Annotated in this window: 25 protein-coding genes and 1 other annotated feature (1 of these 26 cut by a window edge); of the genes, 14 read left to right on the top strand and 11 right to left on the bottom strand. The window is 51.9% G+C overall.

The features are described 5' to 3' along the window. Window positions 1-2: 2 nt before the first annotated feature. The 3 genes from astE (at window position 3) to ves (ending at window position 2,635) form a co-directional block, all read left to right on the top strand. Window positions 3-968, top strand: coding sequence for a succinylglutamate desuccinylase (astE, locus tag ACUY4S_RS13760; protein WP_312685872.1), 966 nt, complete (start codon window positions 3-5; stop codon window positions 966-968). Window positions 969-1,282: 314 nt separating this feature from the next. Next, window positions 1,283-1,768, top strand: a complete 486-nt coding sequence (spy, locus tag ACUY4S_RS13755) for an ATP-independent periplasmic protein-refolding chaperone Spy (protein WP_312685873.1) — start codon at window positions 1,283-1,285, stop codon at window positions 1,766-1,768. 309 nt (window positions 1,769-2,077) lie between these two features. Continuing rightward, window positions 2,078-2,635 carry an environmental stress-induced protein Ves gene (gene ves, locus ACUY4S_RS13750; RefSeq protein WP_458022344.1) on the top strand — a complete coding sequence of 186 codons (558 nt, stop codon included), beginning with the start codon at window positions 2,078-2,080 and terminating at the stop codon, window positions 2,633-2,635. Here ves and cho read toward each other — a convergent pair. Together cho and nadE are read right to left on the bottom strand one after the other, a co-directional pair. Further along, on the bottom strand, window positions 2,632-3,495 hold the full coding sequence (cho, locus tag ACUY4S_RS13745) for an excinuclease Cho (RefSeq protein ID WP_458022265.1): 864 nt from the start codon (window positions 3,493-3,495) through the stop codon (window positions 2,632-2,634). The genes ves and cho overlap by 4 nt on opposite strands. 83 nt (window positions 3,496-3,578) lie before the next feature. Continuing rightward, a complete protein-coding gene (gene nadE / locus ACUY4S_RS13740) occupies window positions 3,579-4,406 on the bottom strand; it encodes an NAD(+) synthase (protein ID WP_458022264.1) in 828 nt (275 codons plus the stop codon). Between the two features lie 253 nt (window positions 4,407-4,659). Between nadE and osmE the strand changes: the two genes are divergently transcribed. Continuing rightward, entirely contained in the window at window positions 4,660-4,998 is a 339-nt protein-coding gene (osmE, locus tag ACUY4S_RS13735) for an osmotically-inducible lipoprotein OsmE (RefSeq protein ID WP_312685878.1), read from the top strand. A 70-nt stretch (window positions 4,999-5,068) separates the two neighbouring features. Here osmE and katE read toward each other — a convergent pair whose 3' ends face one another. Continuing rightward, a complete protein-coding gene (gene katE, locus ACUY4S_RS13730) occupies window positions 5,069-7,324 on the bottom strand; it encodes a catalase HPII (protein WP_458022263.1) in 2,256 nt (751 codons plus the stop codon). 214 nt (window positions 7,325-7,538) lie between these two features. Between katE and cedA the strand changes: the two genes are divergently transcribed. Next, the gene (gene cedA / locus ACUY4S_RS13725) at window positions 7,539-7,787 is read left to right on the top strand and encodes a cell division activator CedA (RefSeq protein ID WP_458024222.1); all 249 of its coding nucleotides are present in this window, start codon (window positions 7,539-7,541) and stop codon (window positions 7,785-7,787) included. 45 nt (window positions 7,788-7,832) lie between these two features. Here cedA and ACUY4S_RS13720 read toward each other — a convergent pair whose 3' ends face one another. From ACUY4S_RS13720 to hxpB, 4 genes are all read right to left on the bottom strand, one after another. Continuing rightward, a complete protein-coding gene (locus tag ACUY4S_RS13720) occupies window positions 7,833-9,224 on the bottom strand; it encodes an L-cystine transporter (protein WP_312685885.1) in 1,392 nt (463 codons plus the stop codon). Between the two features lie 129 nt (window positions 9,225-9,353). Further along, on the bottom strand, window positions 9,354-9,944 hold the full coding sequence (locus ACUY4S_RS13715; protein WP_458022262.1) for a metal-dependent hydrolase: 591 nt from the start codon (window positions 9,942-9,944) through the stop codon (window positions 9,354-9,356). A gap of 98 nt (window positions 9,945-10,042) precedes the next feature. Next, window positions 10,043-10,804, bottom strand: a complete 762-nt coding sequence (gene kduD, locus ACUY4S_RS13710) for a 2-dehydro-3-deoxy-D-gluconate 5-dehydrogenase KduD (RefSeq protein WP_458022261.1) — start codon at window positions 10,802-10,804, stop codon at window positions 10,043-10,045. 142 nt (window positions 10,805-10,946) lie between these two features. Then, window positions 10,947-11,615, bottom strand: a complete 669-nt coding sequence (gene hxpB / locus ACUY4S_RS13705; RefSeq protein ID WP_312685894.1) for a hexitol phosphatase HxpB — start codon at window positions 11,613-11,615, stop codon at window positions 10,947-10,949. A gap of 146 nt (window positions 11,616-11,761) precedes the next feature. On the opposite strand from hxpB, the gene ACUY4S_RS13700 reads away from it, so the two are divergent. Beyond that, window positions 11,762-12,298, top strand: coding sequence for a YniB family protein (locus tag ACUY4S_RS13700; protein WP_312685897.1), 537 nt, complete (start codon window positions 11,762-11,764; stop codon window positions 12,296-12,298). Between the two features lie 52 nt (window positions 12,299-12,350). Here the strand turns inward: ACUY4S_RS13700 and ACUY4S_RS13695 are convergent, their stop codons facing one another. The 3 genes from ACUY4S_RS13695 to pfkB form a co-directional block, all read right to left on the bottom strand. Next, the gene (locus tag ACUY4S_RS13695) at window positions 12,351-13,211 is read right to left on the bottom strand and encodes a fructosamine kinase family protein (RefSeq protein ID WP_458022260.1); all 861 of its coding nucleotides are present in this window, start codon (window positions 13,209-13,211) and stop codon (window positions 12,351-12,353) included. Window positions 13,212-13,316: 105 nt separating this feature from the next. Continuing rightward, complete coding sequence (ghoS, locus tag ACUY4S_RS13690) at window positions 13,317-13,607, bottom strand: type V toxin-antitoxin system endoribonuclease antitoxin GhoS (RefSeq protein WP_312685903.1); 291 nt, start codon at window positions 13,605-13,607, stop codon at window positions 13,317-13,319. A gap of 113 nt (window positions 13,608-13,720) precedes the next feature. After that, on the bottom strand, window positions 13,721-14,653 hold the full coding sequence (gene pfkB, locus ACUY4S_RS13685; RefSeq protein WP_312686796.1) for a 6-phosphofructokinase II: 933 nt from the start codon (window positions 14,651-14,653) through the stop codon (window positions 13,721-13,723). A gap of 291 nt (window positions 14,654-14,944) precedes the next feature. Here pfkB and ACUY4S_RS13680 point away from each other — a divergent pair, with 291 nt between their 5' ends. Then, a complete protein-coding gene (locus tag ACUY4S_RS13680; RefSeq protein WP_458022259.1) occupies window positions 14,945-15,700 on the top strand; it encodes a DUF481 domain-containing protein in 756 nt (251 codons plus the stop codon). Window positions 15,701-15,964: 264 nt separating this feature from the next. After that, window positions 15,965-16,183: a YdgH/BhsA/McbA family protein gene (locus ACUY4S_RS13675; RefSeq protein ID WP_312685909.1), complete on the top strand. Its 219-nt coding sequence runs from the start codon at window positions 15,965-15,967 to the stop codon at window positions 16,181-16,183. Between the two features lie 159 nt (window positions 16,184-16,342). On the opposite strand, the gene ACUY4S_RS13670 is transcribed toward ACUY4S_RS13675, so the two are convergent. Then, window positions 16,343-17,788, bottom strand: a complete 1,446-nt coding sequence (locus ACUY4S_RS13670; protein ID WP_458022258.1) for a flagellin N-terminal helical domain-containing protein — start codon at window positions 17,786-17,788, stop codon at window positions 16,343-16,345. A 359-nt stretch (window positions 17,789-18,147) separates the two neighbouring features. Here ACUY4S_RS13670 and fumD point away from each other — a divergent pair, with 359 nt between their 5' ends. The 6 genes from fumD (at window position 18,148) to pheM (ending at window position 22,460) form a co-directional block, all read left to right on the top strand. Beyond that, a complete protein-coding gene (gene fumD, locus ACUY4S_RS13665; protein ID WP_312685915.1) occupies window positions 18,148-18,363 on the top strand; it encodes a fumarate hydratase FumD in 216 nt (71 codons plus the stop codon). A 762-nt stretch (window positions 18,364-19,125) separates the two neighbouring features. Continuing rightward, window positions 19,126-21,054, top strand: a complete 1,929-nt coding sequence (gene thrS / locus ACUY4S_RS13660) for a threonine--tRNA ligase (RefSeq protein WP_458022257.1) — start codon at window positions 19,126-19,128, stop codon at window positions 21,052-21,054. Between the two features lie 3 nt (window positions 21,055-21,057). Beyond that, on the top strand, window positions 21,058-21,600 hold the full coding sequence (gene infC, locus ACUY4S_RS13655) for a translation initiation factor IF-3 (RefSeq protein WP_071532057.1): 543 nt from the start codon (window positions 21,058-21,060) through the stop codon (window positions 21,598-21,600). A 90-nt stretch (window positions 21,601-21,690) separates the two neighbouring features. Further along, window positions 21,691-21,888: a 50S ribosomal protein L35 gene (gene rpmI / locus ACUY4S_RS13650; RefSeq protein WP_001124225.1), complete on the top strand. Its 198-nt coding sequence runs from the start codon at window positions 21,691-21,693 to the stop codon at window positions 21,886-21,888. A gap of 45 nt (window positions 21,889-21,933) precedes the next feature. Continuing rightward, window positions 21,934-22,290: a 50S ribosomal protein L20 gene (rplT, locus tag ACUY4S_RS13645; RefSeq protein WP_007374646.1), complete on the top strand. Its 357-nt coding sequence runs from the start codon at window positions 21,934-21,936 to the stop codon at window positions 22,288-22,290. Between the two features lie 120 nt (window positions 22,291-22,410). After that, window positions 22,411-22,525: a sequence feature (Phe leader region), on the top strand; it runs 10 nt beyond the window's last position. Further along, complete coding sequence (gene pheM / locus ACUY4S_RS13640; RefSeq protein WP_001386830.1) at window positions 22,416-22,460, top strand: pheST operon leader peptide PheM; 45 nt, start codon at window positions 22,416-22,418, stop codon at window positions 22,458-22,460. (Overlaps the previous feature by 45 nt.)

Genomic DNA, 22,525 nt, shown 5'->3' with positions numbered 1-22,525 from the left:
GTATGGATAACTTTCTTGCCGCCACATTATCGGGTGACATTCCGCGTAAAATGTCTGGAGAGTCGGGGGGGATTCACTGGCTGTGGCATGAACAGGGGATCCTGGAGTTAGTGCCGCCGCAACCTTGCGGGCGATCGCTGGTGATTTCCTGTGCTATTCACGGCAATGAAACCGCGCCGGTCGAGATGCTGGATATCCTGCTGAAAAATTTATTTTCCGGTGTGCAACCATTGACCTGGCGGCTGCTGGTGATCCTTGGCAATCCCCAGGCGCTGACCCAGGGCAAACGCTTTTTGACCAACGATTTGAATCGTCTGTTTGGCGGACGCTGGCGCACACTGCCTCCGAGTGATGAAACGCTGCGCGCCGCACAGCTGGAGCGGGCGGTCACCCACTTCTTCGATGAAGGCGAGGGGGGGCGCTGGCATCTTGATTTGCATACGGCGATCCGAGGGTCGCACCATGTCCGTTTTGGCATATTGCCGCAGCGTGCAGAGCCGTGGGATGAGCTGTTTCTTGAGTGGCTTGGCGCCGCCGGGCTTGAGGCGCTGGTGTTCCATCGTGCGCCGGCAGGCACCTTTACGCACTACAGTTGCGAGCAGTTCGGTGCGTTGGCCTGCACGCTGGAGTTGGGTAAAGCTTTGCCCTTCGGCGAGAATGATCTGAGCCAGTTTCAGCGTACCGCCTGGGCGCTTGCTGCGCTGGTTGCCGGAGAGCCCGCGCCAGATACTGAAACCATGCCGTTGCGGTACCGCGTGGTGCAGCAACTGACCCGTAACAGCGAGGCGTTCAAACTCTATATTTCTGCCGATACGCTCAATTTCACGCCGTTTGAAGCGGGCACCTTATTGGCGGAAGATCGCGGGGAGCGTTATGTCGTTCAACATGACAGGGAGTATGTCTTGTTTCCAAACCCTGACGTCGCCATTGGTCTGCGTGCAGGATTAATGCTGGAAAAAATAGATTAATACCGAAGCCCTGCTGATGCAGGGCTTATTTTCATCACCCTCATGAATAAATTACAGATTTATCCTGGTGAGTGGCTTTATTTATAATCAGGTTTATTTTATAATTCTTCATAATCCCTTCTGAATCAGTAAGTTGTATATTTAATTTTCATCTCTTCACCCTTTATCCTTATTTCCTCCTTATTTGTCGTAAAAAGGTTATTTACACTTTCATTGTTTTACTGTCGCTCTGATTAATTGACGATAAAGGCAGTAAAGTGAATAGCGTCAACACGGCAACCGCCGTAAGTAAAACCGAAGTAAGGAATAAAATTATGCGTAAATTAACTGCCCTGTTTGTTGCCTCTACCCTGGCCTTCGGCGCCGCTAACCTGGCACACGCTGCGGACGCGCCTGCTGCACCGGCGGATAGCAAGCCGATGATGCATCACAAGGGTCCAAAAGGGCCGCATGAAATGATGATGTTTAAAGATCTGAATCTGACCGATGCGCAGAAACAGCAGATCCGCGACATTATGAAAAGCCAGCGAGACCAGATGAAACGCCCGCCGGTGGAAGAGATGCGTGCCATGCATGAAATTGTGGCCAGCGACAGTTTCGATAAAGCCAAAGCCGAAGCGCAACTGACGAAAATGGAAGCGCAGCATAAAGCCGACATGCTGGCACATATGGAAACCCAGAACAAAATTTATAACATTCTGACGCCGGAGCAGAAAAAACAGTTCAATGCGAATTTTGAGAAGCGTCTGACAGAACGTCCGGCGCCGGAAGGTAAAATGCCTCCTGCACCTGCTGAATAAAATAATTCAGCCCCCTCTTAAGACCGCCGGTTTTGCCCATTAACGTTTACGTGGTGGGCAGATCCGGCGGTTTTTTCTTACCTTCCTCTTGCCAGCCGCCACCGGCACGGTATTCTCATCATGCCACCCGCTTTAAGGGTGTTACTTATCTGAAATTTAGAGTTTTTTACTTGCAGAGTGAGGCATGCGTCTGAGGCTAATCCGCCTGGCTGCGGCCAACCCTGCATGGCATTCTGAACAATAACAAGTCAGTACGCTGTTCTGCGAAGCAGCGGCGCAGGCCTTGTGCCGCGCCATTCAGGAGTGATGATGGAATATTTTGATATCCGCAAAATGCCGGTCAATCTTTGGCGTAATGGTGCGGGTGAGACGCGTGAGATTTGTTGTTTTCCGCCGTCGACGCGGGATTTTAGCTGGCGTGTGAGTATCGCTTCCCTGGCGAGCAACGGTGAGTTTCCGCAGTTTCCGGGCGTTGACAGGGTGATCACGCTGATTGAAGGGGGAGAAGTCACGCTGGACGGCGGCACTGCCTTTCACCACACCCTGAAACACCATCAACCTTTTACCTTTGCCGGTGAACAGGCTGTAAAGGCCGAATTGTCTGACGGAAAAATGTCGATGGATTTTAATGTGCTGACGCGCCGTGATCGCTGCCGGGCAAAGGTGCGTATTGCTGACCGCACCTTTACAACCTTTGGTGCGCGCGGCGGCGTGATCTTTGTGCTGAGCGGTGCGTGGCAACTCGGCGAGAAACTGCTGACAGCCGATCAGGGTGCGTACTGGCAGGAGGGCCACCATACCCTCCGGTTGCTAAAACCGGAAGGGCAGTTACTGTTCAGTGAAATCACCTGGTTGCCGGGGCACTAACTCAGTTCGATAATCTCATGCTCGCCTGTGAGAAGGGGTTTGCAAAGAATTTTGTAGCCGTCATGATCGAAACCGGCCGGGGTGCGCAGCAGTTCCCCGGCATCGCGCAGCCGGCTGACTGAGCCCAGCCATAGCCAGTTATGGATAATATGGTACTGCGTCATGGCATTGCCGTGTTCTTTCAGCGCTATCGGCCCCTGCCACGGCCAGCAGATCAACTGCATACGCGCCATCGCTGCGGTAAATCTTTCATGGTGCGTTTGCAGCGACTCTTTACCACAACATGCGCCAGCACAGCGTTGCAATGCTGAACGAAAGCAGGGACGCCCCCGTGTTATGGACTCCAGCCCGAGCAGGCCATAACAGAGCTTTTCGTCATCGGCGATACTCTGGAGTGCCTGCAGTGCCGCCCGGCGATTAGCGAACAATCCATACAAATCGGGCGAGGCTGAAAAATCCACCTCTTTTGCATACACTACCTGCGGCTTATCGCCGTGTAAGCTCAGCGAACAGAGCTGGCGATTACGGCGCAACCGTTTATTGAATAACGGTTGCTGCTCCTTAATGAGCCTGGCTTCTAACAAGAGCGCACCCATTTCGCCGGCGGTACAGATCCAGCTAATTCGCCGCGACTGGCGGAGCATGGCGGCTTCGTCCGGGGTGCGCAGGTGTGAAAGAACGCGGTTGCGAATATTCACGCTTTTGCCAATGTAGAGCGGCATGACCTCGCTTTCCCCGTGAAAAATATAGACCCCGGGCAGATTGGGCATCGCTTCCAGCGAGGGGCGAAGATGTTCGGGATATGCATAGATTGCCGCCGCTTCGAATTCGGGACGCGGGGCGGATAGACGCCTGACCACAACGGACTCCTGATACTGTTTACTTATCCAGTATAACAGGCGTGTGGCGGTTAAAAAAGAGGCGGCTTACACCGCCTCTATGATTACTTCTTCCAGAAGTCGTCGAACACGGTGATCGGTGGGCGACGTTTATGCTCGGTTTTCACATACCAGCCTTCGATAATCTTCGCTGTGTCGGCATCCAGCGTTTTGCCTTCCAGATAATCGTCAATATTTTCGTAAGTGACCCCCAGCGCCGCTTCATCCGGCAGTGAAGGGCGATCGTCTTCCAGATCGGCGGTGGGCGCTTTCTTGTAAAGGTGTTCCGGGCAACCCAGCCAGGCCAGCAGTTGTTTACCCTGGCGCTTGTTGAGGCGGAAAAGCGGGTTGATGTCGGTACCGCCATCGCCGTATTTGGTAAAGAAGCCGGTGACTGCCTCGGCAGCATGGTCGGTGCCCACCACAACGCCTTTGCTCATGCCAGCAATGCTGTATTGCGCTTTCATCCGCTCACGCGCTTTTTCATTGCCGCGTACAAAATCACTCAGTTCGATACCGGTATCACGTAATGCTTGTTCGCTGGCGAGCACGGCGCTCTTGATATTTACCGTCAGCACGCGGTCCGGCTGAATAAAGGCAATAGCGTCCTGGCAATCCTGCTCATCGGCCTGCGTGCCGTAGGGCAGACGCACAGCGATAAATTGATAAGCCTCATCGCCGGTTTCCTGGCGCAGCTCTGATATCGCCATCTGACTCACTTTGCCGGCAAGGGTGGAGTCCTGCCCACCACTAATGCCAAGCACCAGCGATTTCAGAAAGGGAAACGTTTTCAGATAGGTTTTCAAAAAATCTACACTGCGACGCACTTCTTCTTCGGCATTGATCACCGGCTTCACGCCTAACGCCTGAATAATCTCTTGTTGCAGAGTCATTTACCCCTCCGTTATGTAATCCTGCTTTGCAGGTTGCAAATAAATGATGGGCTCAAAGTAACCCTTTGGCCGTGAAACGACAAGGATCACAGTTTTGAGTGTCGCAATTTACGGCGTTTTAGCAAATTATCTCTGTTTTATTAGAACTTTCCGAAAGTTATGCCATCGCCGCTGTAAAGTTGAAAAATGCAATTTTATATTCCAGGCTTAGATAACACGCTGATACACAAGCGGATAAACAAGAGGATGGAATATGAACAAGAACATCGCAGGAATTCTTGGTGCAGCAGCAGTGATGACCATGCTGGCAGGGTGTACGGCTTACGATCGCGCCAAAGACCAGGTCAGCCAGCCGGTAGTGAAAGACGTCAAAAAAGGCATGAGCCGCCAGCAGGTGATGCAGATTGCAGGTCGCCCATCATCTGAAGTGACGATGATCCACGCTCGCGGTACCTGCCAGACTTACATTCTGGGTCAACGTGACGGCAAAACCGAAACATACTTCGTTGCCCTGGATGAGACCGGTCACGTTATGAATTCTGGCTACCAGTCCTGTGCCGAATACGACACGGATCCGCAAGCTAAGCAGTAATTTTTCTCTTTTAGCCTGAGCAAACAAAAGCCCCATGTCGATAATGGGGCTTTTTTTATCCGCTTCAGGATCAGGCAGGAATGGCGTCTATTTTGCTAATGCGTGACCACACCCGGTGCGCAGCCAGCGCGGTGAGAACCTCGTCGACAAAGGTCGGAGAAGCGCTATCCGCCTCAATAATGCCCTCTTCACCTTGTGCGTCGACATTCAACAGGGCTTTGAACTGACGAGCATCACCTAGCAGCGCGATCGGTTTCAGGTGCTTATACGCCTCCAGCAGGTAGTATTTCGCATCGCCATTTTGCAACAGCCCACTGAGATGACCGCCAGGTACAACTACCGCATCTACGGTCAGGGAAGGCGAGCCGGCAAATGTCGCTGCAATCGGTAATTGCGAGCCATCATCAGCAATCACTTCTCCCATACGGGAATAGAGCAGTTTCGCGTGCACACCGTGGTCTTTTAACTGCTGTAACAGCGTGAGCACGTCGGCAGCGCGAACCTTCTCGTTCAACAATACGGCGACGACACGGCCTTTGACTGTGCCATCCGGCACCGCATATAAACTGAGCGCCGGATCTTTCTTCAACCCGTTAACGTCCGGCGGCGGCGCGGTGTTAAGTTGTTCATCACTGAGCGTAATACCGAGGTTCTCTGCTACGGCTGTCGCCAGATTGACGTCAATGCGCACCAGTTGATCGACGACGCGTTCCCGAATATAAGCCCGCGCCACTTTGCTGAGTTCAAAACTGAAGGCATCCACAATGTGGCGTTGCTCAAACGGTGTCTGGCTCAGCCAGAACAGACGTGGGTGCGCATAGTATTCGCCGAAAGAGGGGCTGCGCTCGCGGATTTTAGCACCATCGACCCGCTCCTGAGTGGTTTCAAAGCCACCGCGTTTGGGGCCAGGAGGCGTTTCACGCGGCCAGTTATCGTTGATCGAGTTCGGCTCATAGTTCGCCGGGTTGGTGTCGATCTCCATGCGATGCATGCCGTCGCGCTGGAAGTTGTGATAAGGGCAGGTGGGGCGATTGATCGGGATTTCATGGAAGTTCGGGCCACCGAGGCGGCTAATCTGGGTGTCGGTGTAAGAAAACAGACGCCCTTGTAACAATGGATCGTTGGTGAAATCCAGACCGGGGACAATATGGCCCGGATGAAATGCGGCCTGTTCATTTTCGGCAAAGAAATTATCCGGGTTGCGGTTAAGCACCATTTTCCCGACGCGCTGCACCGGCACCAATTCTTCGGGGATCAGTTTGGTGGGATCCAACAAATCAAAGTCGAACTTGAACTCATCCTCTTCCGGGATCAGTTGCAGACCCAGTTCATATTCCGGGTAATCGCCCGCCTCAATCGCCTCCCACAATTCCCGGCGATGGAAATCGGGATCGCGGCCGGTCAGTTTTTGCGACTCGTCCCATACCAGCGAGGCTTTGCCCGCCAGCGGCTTCCAGTGGAAACGCACGAACGTTGCCTTACCTTCGGCATTGATCAGCCGGAAGGTATGAATGCCAAAACCTTCCATTGTGCGATAGCTACGGGGGATGCCGCGATCGGACATCGCCCACATCACGTTATGCAGCGTTTCTGGCTGGAGAGAAACATAATCCCAGAAGGTGTCATGAGCGCTTTGGCCTTGCGGTATCGCCCAGTGCGGTTCAGGTTTTACCGCGTGAACGAAATCCGGAAATTTATGTGCATCCTGAATAAAAAACACCGGCGTGTTGTTGCCAACAAGATCAAAAACGCCCTCGTCAGTGTAGAACTTGGTGGCGAAGCCACGAATATCACGCACGGTATCGGCTGAACCTGCGCCACCCTGAACAGTTGAAAAACGCACAAAAACAGGTGTGATCTTCTCTGGATCGGAAAGAAAATCGGCTTTTGTCACGTCGCTCAGGCTGCGATAAGGCTGGAAGTAACCATGCGCTGCAGAACCTCGCGCATGCACGATACGCTCCGGGATGCGTTCATGGTCGAAGTGGGTGATCTTTTCCCGCAGGATAAAATCTTCAAGCAGTGTTGGACCGCGTGTGCCGGCACGTAATGAATTTTGATCATCGGCAATGCGCACGCCCTGATTGGTGGTAAGAGGATAGTTTTCGCCGCCCTTGCGAACAGACGCCAGCGAGGTGAGTTTGCTGTTCGCGGTATCCGGGGCTTTCAGGCTGCCCGGTGCGGTTGGTTGCTCGCCCGGCGCGGTCGGCTGGGGAGAAGGGCGGTGTGAGTTATCTGCGGGCGCCAGGGAATCCAGTCCGGGGCGCGACTCGCTGGCATCGTGAACCGGCGCGTGATGTTGTGACTCTTTTTCATTCTGCGACATTGAACTCGTCTCCTGTTTCCATTGCTGAAAAGGGTCGTTGTTACATTAAAACCCCTCTAACTATAGAACAATGTCCTGACGGCGACGGTTTGAGGGGCGCCTGAACCCCGCGAAAAATAAGAGAAAGTCACCGCAGGCGCGACGCGCAGGGCAACTTTCGGCTATGATAGGTGATTACTGGTTGTGGAAATTGTCTTTAGTGAATGCATTGCCTATGAAACCTTTTCGTCAACAAAACCGCGCTGTTATCAGCTATGTACCCCGTGTCGAACCGGCTCCGCCCGATCACGCCCTGAAAGTTGAAGGGTTTCGCGATGTCTGGTTATTACGTGGCAAATATGTGGCTTTTGTCCTGATGGGCGAGCATTTTCGCCGTTCTCCGGTGTTCAGCGTACCGGAGTCAGCCCAGCGCTGGGCGATGCAGATGCGGCAGGAAGGTGAGATAGATATCGATAACGAATAAAAAAACCGCCTGACGGTGCAGGCGGTTAATGTGGTACTTGTTCTTTTAGCGATGCGCCAGTTCGGCGTCCTCTTCGCTATCCAGCACGGTTTTATCCGTTTGCTTCAGCCACTGGCTGGTCAGCGTGCCTGCGGTCATTGAACCATTGACGTTGAGCGCTGTACGGCCCATATCGATCAGCGGTTCGACAGAGATCAGCAGTGCGACCAGCGTCACCGGCAGCCCCATTGCAGGTAGCACGATCAGTGCTGCGAACGTTGCGCCGCCGCCGACGCCCGCTACCCCGGCGGAACTGACCGTCACAATGCCGACCAGCGTGGCAATCCAGACCGGATCAAGCGGGTTAATGCCGACCGTCGGGGCTACCATCACCGCCAGCATGGCCGGATAGAGGCCAGCACAGCCGTTCTGGCCAATGGTTGCGCCAAAAGAGGCAGAGAAACTGGCAATGGATTCCGGCACACCCAGACGACGCGTTTGCGCTTCGACGTTCAGTGGAATTGAGGCCGCGCTGGAACGGCTGGTAAAGGCAAACGTCAGTACCGGCCATACCTTACGGAAAAATTTCAGCGGGCTGACGCCGTTAATGCCCAGCAGCACGCCGTGCACCATGAACATAATAGCCAGACCCAGGTACGAGGCAATGACGAAGCTACCCAGCTTGATGATGTCCTGAATGTTGGAACCTGCCACGACCTTGGTCATCAGCGCCAGTACGCCATACGGCGTCAGTTGCATGACCAGACGAACCAGTTTCATTACCCAGCTCTGCAGAGTGTCGATAGCAGTCAGTACGCGTTGCCCTTTCGGCGCATCGTCTTTCAGCAGTTTCAGTGCCGCGACGCCGAGGAATGCGGCAAAGATCACCACGCTGATAATCGACGTCGGGTTTGCGCCGGTGAGATCGGCAAAAGGATTTTTCGGCACAAACGACAGCAGCAGTTGCGGCACCGTCAAATCCGCCAGTTTACCCACATAGTTGCTCTGAATTGCATTCAGGCGCGCGGTTTCCGCCGAGCCCTGCACCAGTCCTTCCGCAGTCAGACCAAACAGATTAGTGACCAGCACACCCACCAGAGCGGAAATCAGCGTCGTGAACAGCAGCGTGCCGATGGTTAAGAAACTGATTTTGCCCAGTTGAGAGGCATTATGCAGGCGGGCAACCGCACTCAGAATCGAAGCGAAAACCAGCGGCATAACGATCATTTGCAGCAGTTGCACATAGCCATTACCGACGATGTTGAACCACTGAATAGAGCTTTTCAGTACCGGATTATCGGAGCCATAGATCGCCTGCAGCGCCAGTCCAAAGACCACACCAAGGCCTAAACCGACCAGTACTTTTTTTGCCAGACTCCACTGTTTGTGGCGAGTCTGCGCCAGCAAAAACAGCAGTGCCACGAACACCACGATGTTCGCGATTAATGGAAAATTCATCCCCGTTCTCCTGATATCATTATTCGGTCAACCTGTCGGCCGATCCCGTGGCGCAAGGTTAGCAGAACTCCCAGGACGCTCTTATATCCAAATGGAATGGGTTATGCCAAAAATGCGATAACGGGTTAATTACTGGCCGGATTGTTGATGAATAAAGCGATCAAACTGGCTTTGCAATGCGTTAATCACTTGTGAGGACCAGCGTACCGCCCCGTTTTCGGGCAACGTGGGGGGCATCCACACGGCATAAGTAAACAGCGCCATACACAAGACGCGCTCCAGTTGATTGCCTTTTTGCGGTGAGAGCAGCGGCAGACGAAATCGCCAGCGACAAGGCCATAACAGAGGGACACCCGCCGGGGTGATCATATCTGCCAAAATATGGCTTAAATACCCAACCACCATGCCTTGCAGTGCATCGGCCGGAATAACCCAGCTTTCCGGAACCTTCAAATAAAACAGGGTTAGCGCAAGGAATACCGCGAGCAGACTGTGGGTAAATCCCCGGTGACCAAAGGCGCGTGCCACAGGTTTGGAAACCCATTTCAGCCGCTGTCCAAGGAATGATTTCGGGTGGTCAATATCGGGTAGCAGGCAGGTGAGAATGGCTGATGGCACAATATGCCACCAGTCGGCCTGAGCAAGCACGGGCGTCAGCTCAGCGTTTTTGGCAAACACCGTGCAGGCAATGGAAAAAAGCAGGTGGCCTTCCGCCGTCATGATCAAACTCGCGTAACTGTCGATGCATACAGTATAGGATGTTTGTACAGTAGGCGGAAGAGGTGACGGTGTAACTCTTTGTCACAATCCTGTCAGATTTAGCGCGCCAGCCAGCCACCATCGACGGCAAGGGTATAACCGTTGATATAGTCCGCGGCCCGGGACGCTAAAAACACTGCAGCGCCCTGTAAATCGGCGGGTTCTCCCCAGCGCCCGGCAGGAATGCGATCGAGGATCTCCTGACTGCGTTCGGCATTTTCACGCAATTGCTGCGTATTGTTAGTCGCCATATAGCCCGGCGCTATGGCATTCACATTGATATGGTGAGGGGCCCATTCATTCGCCAGCAGGCGTGTTAGTCCCATCACACCACTTTTCGAGGCCGTGTAGGACGGAACGCGGATGCCACCCTGAAAGGAGAGCATTGAGGAGATATTAATGATTTTACCGCCATCGCCTTGTGCAATGAATTGCCGGGCAACGGCTTGTGACAAGAAGAACACCGTTTTGAGGTTGAGATCCATTACGTCATCCCAGTCCTGCTCGCTAAAGTCGATTGCATCGCAACGGCGGATAGTACCGGCATTGTTCACCAGGATATCAACGCGTCCCATCCTGGCAACGGTTTCGGCAACAATTCCCTCAAGCGTCTGCTGGTGGCGCAAATCTGCCTGAATCGCCAGGAAGCGGCGTCCCAATGCTTCTACTCTTTGGGCGGTTTCATGCGGAATTTTACGGTTTACGCCAACAATATCGCAGCCCGCTTCCGCCAGCCCCAGTGTCATTCCCTGGCCAAGGCCGGTATCACACCCGGTCACAATGGCCACTTTACCCGCAAGCTTAAAGGCATCCAGTATCATGAGTTCTCCGGCATATTATTGTTGTGAAAGAGGGCGTCAGCGCCTGAGTTTCAGGATAGAAGGGGGGCGGGGAAAATACAAATAAAAATGAAATGATGTTTCAATTATTTTGAGCGGGGCGACAAAATGCCACCCCGGTAACTTAGCCCAATAAATGGGATAGCGTCAGTTGTTGAAGAGAATCAAGTTTGACGTTCGCCAGAACATAACGCGGATCGGCACGATGTTCGGCATCCGGCACAACGATGGAACGCATGCGGGCCGCTTTGCTGGCGATCATGCCATTGACAGAATCTTCCAGCGCCACGCAGCAGAGCGGTTCAACGCCAAGTTTCGCAGCGCAATCAAGGTAGACCTGCGGGTGGGGTTTGCTGTAGGGGAGCGCTTCAGCCGAAGCCAGCGCATCGAAGTTGTCGCGCAGGTCAAACATGGCGAGTACTTTTTCCAGCATACGCAGTGGCGAGGCGGAGGCCAGACCCACTTTCAAACCGTTGGCTTTGCACAGTGCGACAGCCTCGCGGGCACCTGCGAGCAGCGGGCGTTCTTGTTCAACCAGCGAAATCGCGCGCTGTATGATCCGATCGGTGACCTCCTGACGACCAGGACCGTTCCAGGGTTGCTGCGCATACCAGAGTTCAACCACCATATCGATGCGCAATCCGAGGGTATCCGGCAGTTCATTGCGTCGTGTGATATCGACCCCAAGTCCTGCGATGACGTCCAGTTCAGCGCGATCCCAGAGTGGCTCTGAGTCGATAAGTAATCCATCCATATCAAAAATGGCAGCAAGAATTTGTTGCGGGGCAGACATAACACCTCTCTTTTTAGCGGCTCGTGTCGGGAAGAAAGTTCGGATTATGAGCGAAAGGGCATCATACCGCCTTTAAAGATCAGGCGAAAATGATTCTCTGCAGGTAGACTTAGGCGCAAACCGTGCGTCACAACCAAGGGGAAGCCATGACGTATCAACAAGCTGGACGCATAGCCGTGCTGAAACGCGTTCTGGGTTGGGTGATTTTTATTCCGGCCATTATTTCGACCATTATTTCCATTCTGAAATTTATGTACGACCACAGCGACAAGCAGCCCGGTATCAACGCGGTGATGCTGGATTTCGCTCATGTAATGATCGAAATGATGCGCTTCAATACGCCGTTTCTGAACCTGTTTTGGTACAACTCGCCAACGCCGGATTTTCACCAAAGCCTGAACATCATGTTTTGGATTATCTTTGCGCTGATCTTTGTGGCTCTGGCGTTGCAGGCTTCAGGCGCGCGGATGAGCCGGCAAGTGCGTTTCCTGCGTGAAGGGGTGGAAGATCAGGCCATTCTGGAAAAGGCCAAAGGCGATGAAGGTCTATCGCGCGCGCAGCTTGAAGCAAGGATCGTGGTGCCAAATCACTCCATTTTCCGCCAGATTTTCCCGCTGTATGTGTTGCCGGTGCTGATCATTGTCGCAGGCTACTTCTTCTTTACGCTGCTGGGGTTTTTATAACGTGAAAGGGCCCGGTAGCAGCATCTGTCCGGGCCCGATGCAGAAAAATATCCTACACGGCTAACACGCGTTCGAGGGCTTTTTGGGCATTCACCAGGTGTTCGCCGCCGAAAAGGATCGCGCGGTTGAACAAGGTATAGAGCTGGTAGACAGGCTGGCGTTCGAGGAAATCATTCGGGAGCGGAGAGACTGACTGGTAGCCATCGTAGATTTGCGGCGGCTGATCCGGATGAAGCGGCAGCATCGCCAGGTCACATTCACGATCGCCCCAGTAACATGCCGGATCATAAATGTAAGGTCCATCCGGCCCGAGGGCGCAGTTGGCCGACCATAAGTCGCCGTGAAGCAGCGAAGCCTGCGGCTGGTGCGACGATAAACGCTGCTGAACATGTTCCACAATGGCATCGATGTTGCCGAACTCCAGCCCTTTTTCTGCCGCCAGTTCCAGTTGCCAGCCAATGCGCTGTTCGGCGAAAAAGGTAGACCAGCGTCGCTGCCAGGCGTTGGGTTGTGGGGTAGTGGATAAGTCGTTATCAAAATCAAGGCCGAACTGCGGCTGATCGCTCCACTGATGCAAGTGCGCAAGCTGCTGGCCGAGCAGAAAGGCGCTGTGTGCATCCAGCGGGCGGGCTGGGAGATATTCCATCACTAAAAAGCTGTAATCACGGTCGCTGCCGAGCGCCCATACTGCGGGTACTTTGACCGTATTGCTCCGTGCCAGCAGCGCTAATTGATCGGCTTCGGCGGTAAAGATGGGTAACAGTTCACGTTCATCGCATTTCACGAAGAGATCGCGGCCCGCATAACGCACGCGCCATGCAGCGTGGATTTCGCCGCCTGGCAGCTCCTCACGCTGCTCAATCTCGCCTTCGCCCAGTTGCTCGCTTAACAGACGGCTTATCGCTTGCCACATGATGTCTCTCCCATGTAATCAGCCAGATCATAAGGTTAGCGCACTAAAGCTTTCAAAAAACAGGATATAACGCACAACTGAGCAACGAAGGGCACAACAGCGTTCTTAATGATCTTGCTGTTGCCAGGTGTCCCAGGTGCTAACGGTAATGTCGGCCTCTTCGTCGATCGCGCTTTCCGCCAGTCCACTCGCCAGCGCGTGGACATCTTGCTCGCTGAGCGCGCTGATAAAACCGAAGGTGTTAGTGCCGAGATCGTGCACGTTGCCTTGTTCATCGGTCATGGTGAGGAGAAAACCCGCGCGTGTAAAGTGGTTATTCAGTTCATTGATTTCGGTCAGGGTTCGTTCATGAAAGGTGACCGTTACGACGTAGCGCGTGATGCTGTCACTGCCCATATTTCACCTCGTTGTAATCCTGAAAGTTTTTTTAGCATAGTCGGCAAGGAAAATTTGTCGACTACCCTGATCGCTTTGATGCGCGCCCGCCCGCCCAGCGAAGCGCGACTTTTTCAGACTTTACGCAGATAGTCGTAAATTTTCTGCGTGTCTTGCAGGGCGCATAACCGCGTGCCCTGGTTAATAGTGGCCGCGCTCCCGGCAGCAACGCCAAAACGCACCATATCGGCAAGCGGGGCATTCTGTGCGAGCTTGAGCGTCATCGCGCCGACCATGCTGTCTCCTGCCCCTACCGTACTTTGGCTTTTCATTGGGGGTGGCACAACCTGCACACAGTCTTCCGCATCAACGCCCAGTGCGCCTTGCGGTCCCAAAGATACCACCACCCGCAACGCTTTACCGCTGCGGACAATCTCCTGTGCCGCAAGGCGAACATCATCCGGTTGCGTCAGTTCCCGCCCGACCAGTGCGCTCAACTCTTTCTGATTGGGTTTTACCAGTTCAATATTGCCGATCGATAACGCGGCGGTGAGCGCCTCTCCGGAGCTGTCCACGATGCATCGGATGCCCTGCTGCTGCGCCGCTTTGATAAGCTGTGTCAGGTTATCTACTTTGATGCCTGGCGGCAGACTGCCGCTGATCACCAATATTGCGCCGGTTTCAATGGCGAGGACTTTTTCTTCCAACTGGCGAAACTCATCATCGCTGAGCGCTGCCCCCGGCATAACAAAGCGGTACTGTTCGCCGCTCGACTCGATATGTACGTGCAAGTTTTGCCGCGTCCAGTCTTTGGCCGCCACCGCGATAGTCGGCACGCGTTCATCCGCCAGTAAATTGACCAGGTGTTCACCGGTCGCTCCGCCCGCAGGAAAGAGGGCTGTTGCTTTGCCGCCCAGGTGCGCAATCGCCCGGGCCACGTTGATGCCGCCGCCGCCGGGTTCAAATACTGGTGTGCTGCAACGCAGTTTACCTTCAGGGTAGATGTGTGGTGTTAGCGTCGCGCTATCCAGAGAGGGCGCGAGCGTCAGGGTATAAACAGAAACCATCATGATCTCCTTTTTATCCGGTTGCCCTAAGCCTGGCACCGATCACCCGGAAGGGAAAGGAATAACAGTATGATTTTCACCATGAAATTGAGTTAAGGCATAAAAACGATTAATAACCAAATACCCCTTTTTGAGATCTCTCTTATTCAAAAAATCAAATAAGATTTCATTGATATGTTTAACGGGGCTTTTTATAATTTGTTACCTTTCTTAGGACCGTTGGTCATTGATCCTCATGAAAGATTCCGGGACCGTGTTGGTCTCTTTTTTTGCTGTACGGACTCTTAATAAATGAAGCTTTTTAAGACAGTACCCGCATTGCTTATCGCTGCGGGCGTGCTTGCGTCGATGAATGCTGCCGCAGATGATACCGTTTTTACTGTCATGGATGATCCTTCAACTGCGAAGAAACCGTTCGAAGGTAGCGTGAATGGTGGCTATCTCGCCCAGTCCGGCAACACAAAGAGTTCTTCTTTGACTGCCGACTCCACGCTGACCTGGTACGGTAGCAGAACGGCATGGTCTTTGTGGGGCAATGCCAGTAACACCTCATCAAACGATGAACGTTCGTCTGAGAAATATGCTATTGGTGGCCGTAGCCGTTACAACCTGACGGATTATGATTACCTGTTTGGCCAGGCGAGCTGGTTGACGGACCGCTATAACGGTTATCGCGATCGCGACGTGTTGACGGCAGGTTATGGTCGTCAGATCCTGAACGGTCCGGTGCATAGCCTGCGTTTTGAATTCGGTCCTGGTGTGCGTCATGATAAGTACACCGATGGCGACACGAAAACCACTGCGCTGGGGTACGCTTCTGGCACCTATGCATGGCAGATCAGTGACAATACGAAATTCACGCAGGGCGTTTCCGTCTTTGGTGCGGACGACACTACTGTGAACTCCGAGACGGCGCTGAACGTCGCTATCAACGCGCATTTCGCGCTGAAAGTTGCGTATAACCTGACCTGGAACTCCGAGCCGCCATCCACCGCGCCGGAACACACCGATCGCAGAACGACGGTAACGTTAGGCTATAAAATGTAATTAAGTGGGCCGGAAATACCCGGCCCATTATCTTTATTTGTTAATTTGTGCTATTTACTTCGGCCTTTGATAAATTTCATTTAAGTATATTCATCCTCTCCTTAATTTCTCCATAATTAATTGTTGTGAAACACATTCAGTTTATTTGACACGAATGGATAAATAAATTGACTGTGCAAAAGTGTGATCCAGATCTACACTATGAGCACGGGTAATTAATCACCCAGACAGTCATCTGTGTTATTTAAATTAGAGAATGAAATCATGAAAAAAATCAAAACTACTGCAGCAGTTGTAGTGCTTTCTGCACTCTCATTTGGTGTCTTCGCTGCTGATACCGTTAATGCACCTGCCAGCCAGAACAGCTCAAACATCACTAATATCGAGGCGGGCTCTAACATGGTTACCGTTGCTCAGTCTACGCACGGTAACAACGATGCCGCATTTGATGCTCACACACTGGTTGCTGGTGAGTGGAACTAATTATCTCTTCCGTTCCTTCCTTTTCTTAAAAAACCGGATTGTGTCGTACCGGTTTTTGTATTTACGCGAAAGAGGGGGCAACTGTAAAATAAATCGTTAGCAATTTTGACAAAAACTGAAAGTAATTATTTATTGCTTCTTTTAAATAGCTTTTAAGATTTAACTGCGTAGCAGGGCAAGAATATTTTGCGCCGACTGGTTGGCGACTTTCAGTACCGCATCCTGACCTTGTTGCAATATTTGCGCTTTTGCCATTTTACTTGCCTCTAACGCATAGTCCGCATCCTGAATACGACTTTGCGCCGCTTGCGTTGCAATGCCTTGTTGTGCCAGAACGGATTTATTCGACTCAAAACGATTGATCGACGCGCCATACTGCGCGCGATAGCCACTGATTTTATCCAGCGCCTTATCCAGCAGCCCCATCGCCACACTGGCGGTGCCCGTTGATCGTAAATCCGTCTGCGCCAGCCCTAACGATTTCAGATCCGAGGGGGTGGTTGCCAGCGTGACAGCTTTTACGTCGTCGCCGTAATTGGCGCTGGTGACCACTTCCCACGGACGACTCTGTTTCGGCGGCGTGGTCGGTGTGATAGTTGGCGTGGGCAAATCGCCCCAGGTCAGGTTACTGGTAAACGAACCGCTACCCAGCACCATCACGATCAGATCTTCGCTGGCCTTATCGATTTTTAAACGTTCCAGACGGTTCGTTCCATTGCTGCCGTCATTAAAGGCCCGGCCCGTTTCATAGCGATCGCCGTCGCCACTGTAGCGAATGGTCATGCCGTTATAATTAAGGGTAGCGCTGCCGTTCAGCGCCCAGGATGTCCCCCCCTCAATTAATTGCGAATCATCGTAAGTGGCGCCGCTTTGAAAACCATTGGCCGCCGTCAGTACTTTTGACGTGGCTTTGGTCGAATCCGTTATGCCGCGGCTTTTCCATGTATAGTCCGGATCGCTGCCCGTGAGCGGCGTACCGGCCAGATGTTTACCGTCGCGAGTAAACAACTGGATGTCATCATCCAGGCCCAGCGAATCCATGGTTAGCGTAATGTTTGTGGCGCCGGCAGGGATATACGCCAGAGAGACAATGCCAGAACTGAATGTATAGTTCGTGCCCTGCGCCGGAAACTTAACGCTGAGCGGCGGGACATTGCCTATCAGCTCAGGAGGCAATTCAGGGCTGTCGGTAGCCAGTGGATAGCGGCCAAAAATCTCAGTGCCTTCCGAAATGGCCTGAATACTCTTAAGAATACTTTGATATTCGTTATCAATGCTCTGATGATCGCTGGCGGAAAGGGTGCTATTACCTGACTGGATCGCCAGACTTTTGGCGCGGATCAGTAATTCACTGATGGTGTTCAGCCCGCCATCAGCGGTTTGCGCCATACTGATAGCGTCATCCAGTCCGCGGGATACGACAGTATCCGCGTTGACATTTGCGCGCATGCGGTTGGCAATGGCCTGACCTGCTGCATCATCCTTCGCGCTATTGATCCGTAACCCCGACGACAGACGCTGAATAGATTCCTCCAGCGTCGAAGCGGTCGCCGCCCTGAGCGTCAGGTTCAGACCGGTCATGTTGTCGTAATTGATCGATGGCATTGCTGTATTGATTCATTCAGACCGCTAATGTTTCAATCATCGGCAGGCGGCAGGGTGATCTTTAACCCAAATTGGCGGAAAAATTTAACTTTGTGCAAATGTCTGAGCGAAGCGGTGTCGGTGGGAAAGGGGCATCAGGCCAGGGCAGAAGGAGAGAAAACTTGCCACATCGTAAGCCTCTCCGGTAAAAAGCTCCCTTCCGGGTGAAATCCGCACGCATCGGAAGGGCAATAAAAGTTATTCGTTACAAAGAACATCTCTAATAATGTTGCAACGCACAGGATGCACCTGGCGATGTTTCTTTATTAGATATGGTTAGCTTAACGCAAATTCTTAGGTAACACCACGCAACCGGAGGCATGATGGGAAAGGCAACAGATAACGAGTTATATGAGGAGATGTGCCGGGTGGTTGGAAAAGTGGTGCTGGAAATGCGCGACCTTGGGCAAGAGCCGAAACACATTGTTATTGCTGGTGTGGTCAGAACGATGCTGGCAAACCCCCGCATAAAACGCTCTCCCCTGACGCATGATGCGATGGAGGAAGTCATTCGCGCCTTAGGTTACGAAGCCTGAGGTGAGTAACAGAAAAAGGCACGCCTAACGCGTGCCTTTTTGAGCAGGTGGATCCTTATTAGTGCCGTTTTTTATGACGGCCTGGCAGGTTCCTGGACGACTTCATGCTGTAGTGCTTATAAAACGAGAACACAATAATCGCGACCAGCGCGATAACCAGAAGTGGATAGATTATTTCCATTCATTATCAGTTGGTTAGGCGTTGATGAATGCTATTCGAACCTGAAGCAGTGCAACAGGACAAAATAGCGTCTTAAAACATGATAAACGTCAGATGGCATTAGTATTTTTAAAATGCCTTTTCATTCTGCTTACCAAAATGAAAAGGCAATACACAGTAATTTCGCCTGGAACGACCATTGTTGTAAATATGTAATCACCCCGGTGAAACAAAATAGAAAAAACTCACTTCAACAGGGGCGTCCACACGACAAACCTTAGTGCAGTTAGCGGGTGGGAGTTAATTTGGCTGACGCTTTCTTTATTAATGCGGTGTCCCCGGGTGCCCGGTGAGGTAGGAAGTACCGTAATGTCGACATCCGCCGCGCAGTATAACGATTTTTTTCATACTTTTATGTGAAGCCAATGGCGTGTACTATTGGGGGGCGTTATCAGCCGGTGGGGGTGGGTACATCCCGAATGCTGTTGTACAGACTTTGCAGAGTGAAGCAAAGAAACACCTTTAACTTGCTGATATAAATACATTGTTTAGTTTTGTATGTGCTCTTTCGTGTGGGGCACCACTGCAAATAAGGAAATGAAATGCCTGTAATTACTCTTCCTGATGGCAGCCAACGCCATTACGACCACGCTGTAAGCCCCATGGATGTTGCACTGGATATCGGTCCCGGACTGGCGAAAGCCTGTATCGCTGGCCGCGTTAATGGCGAACTGGTTGATGCCACTGATGTCATCAACAGCGACGCTAACCTTGCTATCATCACCGCCAAAGATGATGAAGGCCTGGAAATTATCCGTCACTCCTGCGCGCACCTGTTAGGCCACGCTATTAAGCAACTTTGGCCAAACACCAAAATGGCGATTGGTCCGGTCATCGATAACGGTTTCTATTACGACATCGATCTTGACCATACGTTGACCCAGGAAGATATCGACGCGCTCGAAAAACGTATGCATGAGCTCGCCGAAAGCAACTACGACGTCATTAAGAAAAAAGTGAGCTGGCATGAAGCCCGTGAGACGTTTGTCAAACGCGGTGAAACCTACAAGGTCTCTATTCTTGATGAAAACATCGCGCATGATGACAAGCCGGGCTTGTATCATCACCAGGAATATATCGACATGTGCCGCGGTCCGCACGTGCCGAATATGCGTTTTTGCCATCATTTTAAACTGATGAAAATTGCGGGCGCTTACTGGCGCGGTGACAGCAACAATAAAATGTTGCAGCGTATTTACGGTACTGCATGGGCAGATAAAAAAGCGCTGAATGCGTACCTGCAGCGTCTGGAAGAAGCAGCGAAACGCGATCACCGTAAAATCGGTAAACAGCTCGACCTGTATCATATGCAGGAAGAAGCGCCGGGTATGGTGTTCTGGCATAACGATGGCTGGACGATTTTCCGCGAACTGGAAACGTTTGTACGTTCCAAACTGAAAGAGTACCAGTACCAGGAAGTAAAAGGTCCCTTCATGATGGACCGTGTCCTGTGGGAAAAAACAGGCCATTGGGACAACTATAAAGATGCGATGTTCACTACCTCTTCTGAGAACCGTGAATACTGCATTAAGCCGATGAACTGCCCGGGTCATGTGCAGATCTTCAACCAGGGGCTGAAATCCTATCGTGATTTGCCGCTGCGTATGGCAGAGTTCGGCAGTTGCCACCGTAATGAACCATCGGGCGCGCTGCATGGTCTGATGCGCGTACGTGGGTTTACGCAAGATGATGCTCATATCTTCTGTACGGAAGAGCAGGTTCGCGATGAAGTGAACGCCTGTATCCGTTTAGTCTATGATATGTACAGCACTTTTGGTTTTGAGAAAATCGTCGTCAAACTGTCAACGCGTCCTGAAAAACGCATTGGTAGTGACGAAATGTGGGACCGTGCGGAAGCAGATCTGGCCGTTGCGCTGGAAGAAAACAACATCCCGTTCGAATTCCAACTGGGTGAAGGTGCTTTCTACGGCCCGAAAATTGAATTTACACTGTATGACTGCCTCGATCGTGCATGGCAGTGCGGTACTGTACAGCTGGACTTCTCTCTGCCGTCTCGTCTGAGTGCCTCTTATGTAGGCGAAAACAACGAGCGTCAGGTGCCGGTGATGATCCACCGCGCAATTCTTGGCTCACTGGAGCGCTTTATCGGCATCCTGACTGAAGAATTCGCAGGTTTCTTCCCGACATGGCTTGCACCGGTGCAAGTTGTCGTGATGAATATCACCGATTCCCAGGCTGATTACGTTAATGAATTGACCCGGAAACTGCAAAATGCGGGCATTCGCGTAAAAGCAGACTTGAGAAACGAGAAGATAGGCTTTAAAATCCGCGAGCACACTTTACGTCGTGTCCCTTATATGCTGGTTTGTGGGGACAAAGAGGTTGAGGCCGGCAAAGTTGCTGTGCGTACCCGTCGTGGTAAAGACCTGGGTAGCCTTGACGTAAATGAAGTTATCGAGAAGCTGCAACAAGAGATTCGCAGCCGCAGTCTTCAACAACTGGAGGAATAAAGTATTAAAGGCGGAAAACGAGTTCAAACGGCGCGTCCTAATCGTATCAATGGCGAGATTCGCGCCCTGGAAGTTCGCTTAACAGGTCTGGAAGGCGAGCAGCTTGGTATTGTGAGTCTGAGAGAAGCTCTGGAAAAAGCTGAAGAAGCCGGGGTAGATTTAGTTGAAATCAGCCCTAACGCCGAGCCGCCCGTTTGCCGTATAATGGATTACGGCAAGTTCCTCTATGAAAAAAGCAAATCTTCTAAGGAACAGAAGAAGAAGCAAAAAGTTATTCAGGTTAAGGAAATTAAATTCCGACCTGGTACAGATGAAGGCGACTATCAGGTAAAACTCCGCAGCCTGATTCGCTTTCTCGAAGAGGGCGATAAGGCCAAGATCACACTGCGTTTCCGCGGTCGTGAGATGGCCCACCAACAGATCGGTATGGAAGTGCTTAATCGCGTGAAAGACGATCTGAATGAACTGGCAGTAGTCGAATCCTTCCCTACGAAGATCGAAGGCCGCCAGATGATTATGGTGCTTGCTCCTAAGAAGAAACAGTAAGGCCATCAAGTAACTAAACCTTGGGCCGCAAGCTCAGGGTTTAGTTCGCCTATGTTTCGTTTATTAACAATGCGAAGTGGAAGTTAAAAAATGCCAAAAATCAAGACCGTACGCGGTGCTGCTAAGCGTTTTAAAAAAACCGGTAAAGGTGGTTTTAAACACAAGCACGCTAACCTGCGTCATATTCTGACCAAAAAAGCTACCAAGCGTAAACGTCACCTGCGTCCGAAAGCCATGGTTTCCAAAGGCGATCTGGGCCTGGTAATCGCGTGCCTGCCGTACGCATAAGTCGTTAACCTTTTAACTTTTTAATTAGAATATACAGGAGAGCATATGGCTCGCGTAAAACGTGGTGTGATTGCACGTGCACGTCATAAGAAAATTTTGAAACAAGCTAAAGGTTACTACGGCGCGCGTTCACGCGTTTACCGTGTTGCCTTCCAGGCTGTTATCAAAGCTGGTCAGTACGCTTATCGTGACCGTCGTCAGAAAAAGCGTCAGTTCCGTCAACTGTGGATTGCACGTATCAACGCAGCAGCACGTCAGAACGGTATTTCTTACAGCAAATTCATCAACGGCCTGAAAAAAGCCTCTGTTGAAATCGACCGTAAGATCCTGGCTGACATCGCCGTATTCGACAAAGTGGCATTCTCTGCCCTGGTTGAAAAAGCGAAAGCAGCTCTGGCGTAAGCCAGTTTAAGAGAGGGAGCCTGGCTCCCTCTTTTGCTTTAACATTATCAATCCATTGACATTTTGCCGTGATACGCTTTCAATAAGCCATCACAGCTCACTTACCCGGTTAAGGTAACGCAAGCATGAATGCTGCTATTTTCCGCTTCTTTTTTTACTTTAGCACCTGAATCCAGGAGGCTTGCGCGTGAAAGAAGAAACGGAAAACAGCGCCAGAAAGCCTCCCTTGTGGAGG

Source organism: Kosakonia beeri, assembly GCF_054165705.1.
The sequence above is the reverse complement of the archived record's forward strand: the minus strand, read 5'-3'. Positions and strand labels throughout refer to the sequence as shown.

What these genes read in the sequence shown, in the direction of transcription:
- astE (WP_312685872.1), top strand. Translation starts at nt 3, where the DNA reads ATGGATAACTTTCTTGCCGCCACATTATCGGGTGACATTCCGCGTAAA.
- spy (WP_312685873.1), top strand. Translation starts at nt 1,283, where the DNA reads ATGCGTAAATTAACTGCCCTGTTTGTTGCCTCTACCCTGGCCTTCGGC.
- ves (WP_458022344.1), top strand. Translation starts at nt 2,078, where the DNA reads ATGGAATATTTTGATATCCGCAAAATGCCGGTCAATCTTTGGCGTAAT.
- nadE (WP_458022264.1), bottom strand. Translation starts at nt 4,406, where the DNA reads ATGACTCTGCAACAAGAGATTATTCAGGCGTTAGGCGTGAAGCCGGTG.
- osmE (WP_312685878.1), top strand. Translation starts at nt 4,660, where the DNA reads ATGAACAAGAACATCGCAGGAATTCTTGGTGCAGCAGCAGTGATGACC.
- katE (WP_458022263.1), bottom strand. Translation starts at nt 7,324, where the DNA reads ATGTCGCAGAATGAAAAAGAGTCACAACATCACGCGCCGGTTCACGAT.
- cedA (WP_458024222.1), top strand. Translation starts at nt 7,539, where the DNA reads ATGAAACCTTTTCGTCAACAAAACCGCGCTGTTATCAGCTATGTACCC.
- ACUY4S_RS13720 (WP_312685885.1), bottom strand. Translation starts at nt 9,224, where the DNA reads ATGAATTTTCCATTAATCGCGAACATCGTGGTGTTCGTGGCACTGCTG.
- ACUY4S_RS13715 (WP_458022262.1), bottom strand. Translation starts at nt 9,944, where the DNA reads ATGACGGCGGAAGGCCACCTGCTTTTTTCCATTGCCTGCACGGTGTTT.
- kduD (WP_458022261.1), bottom strand. Translation starts at nt 10,804, where the DNA reads ATGATACTGGATGCCTTTAAGCTTGCGGGTAAAGTGGCCATTGTGACC.
- hxpB (WP_312685894.1), bottom strand. Translation starts at nt 11,615, where the DNA reads ATGTCTGCCCCGCAACAAATTCTTGCTGCCATTTTTGATATGGATGGA.
- ACUY4S_RS13700 (WP_312685897.1), top strand. Translation starts at nt 11,762, where the DNA reads ATGACGTATCAACAAGCTGGACGCATAGCCGTGCTGAAACGCGTTCTG.
- ACUY4S_RS13695 (WP_458022260.1), bottom strand. Translation starts at nt 13,211, where the DNA reads ATGTGGCAAGCGATAAGCCGTCTGTTAAGCGAGCAACTGGGCGAAGGC.
- ghoS (WP_312685903.1), bottom strand. Translation starts at nt 13,607, where the DNA reads ATGGGCAGTGACAGCATCACGCGCTACGTCGTAACGGTCACCTTTCAT.
- pfkB (WP_312686796.1), bottom strand. Translation starts at nt 14,653, where the DNA reads ATGGTTTCTGTTTATACCCTGACGCTCGCGCCCTCTCTGGATAGCGCG.
- ACUY4S_RS13680 (WP_458022259.1), top strand. Translation starts at nt 14,945, where the DNA reads ATGAAGCTTTTTAAGACAGTACCCGCATTGCTTATCGCTGCGGGCGTG.
- ACUY4S_RS13675 (WP_312685909.1), top strand. Translation starts at nt 15,965, where the DNA reads ATGAAAAAAATCAAAACTACTGCAGCAGTTGTAGTGCTTTCTGCACTC.
- ACUY4S_RS13670 (WP_458022258.1), bottom strand. Translation starts at nt 17,788, where the DNA reads ATGCCATCGATCAATTACGACAACATGACCGGTCTGAACCTGACGCTC.
- fumD (WP_312685915.1), top strand. Translation starts at nt 18,148, where the DNA reads ATGATGGGAAAGGCAACAGATAACGAGTTATATGAGGAGATGTGCCGG.
- thrS (WP_458022257.1), top strand. Translation starts at nt 19,126, where the DNA reads ATGCCTGTAATTACTCTTCCTGATGGCAGCCAACGCCATTACGACCAC.
- rpmI (WP_001124225.1), top strand. Translation starts at nt 21,691, where the DNA reads ATGCCAAAAATCAAGACCGTACGCGGTGCTGCTAAGCGTTTTAAAAAA.
- rplT (WP_007374646.1), top strand. Translation starts at nt 21,934, where the DNA reads ATGGCTCGCGTAAAACGTGGTGTGATTGCACGTGCACGTCATAAGAAA.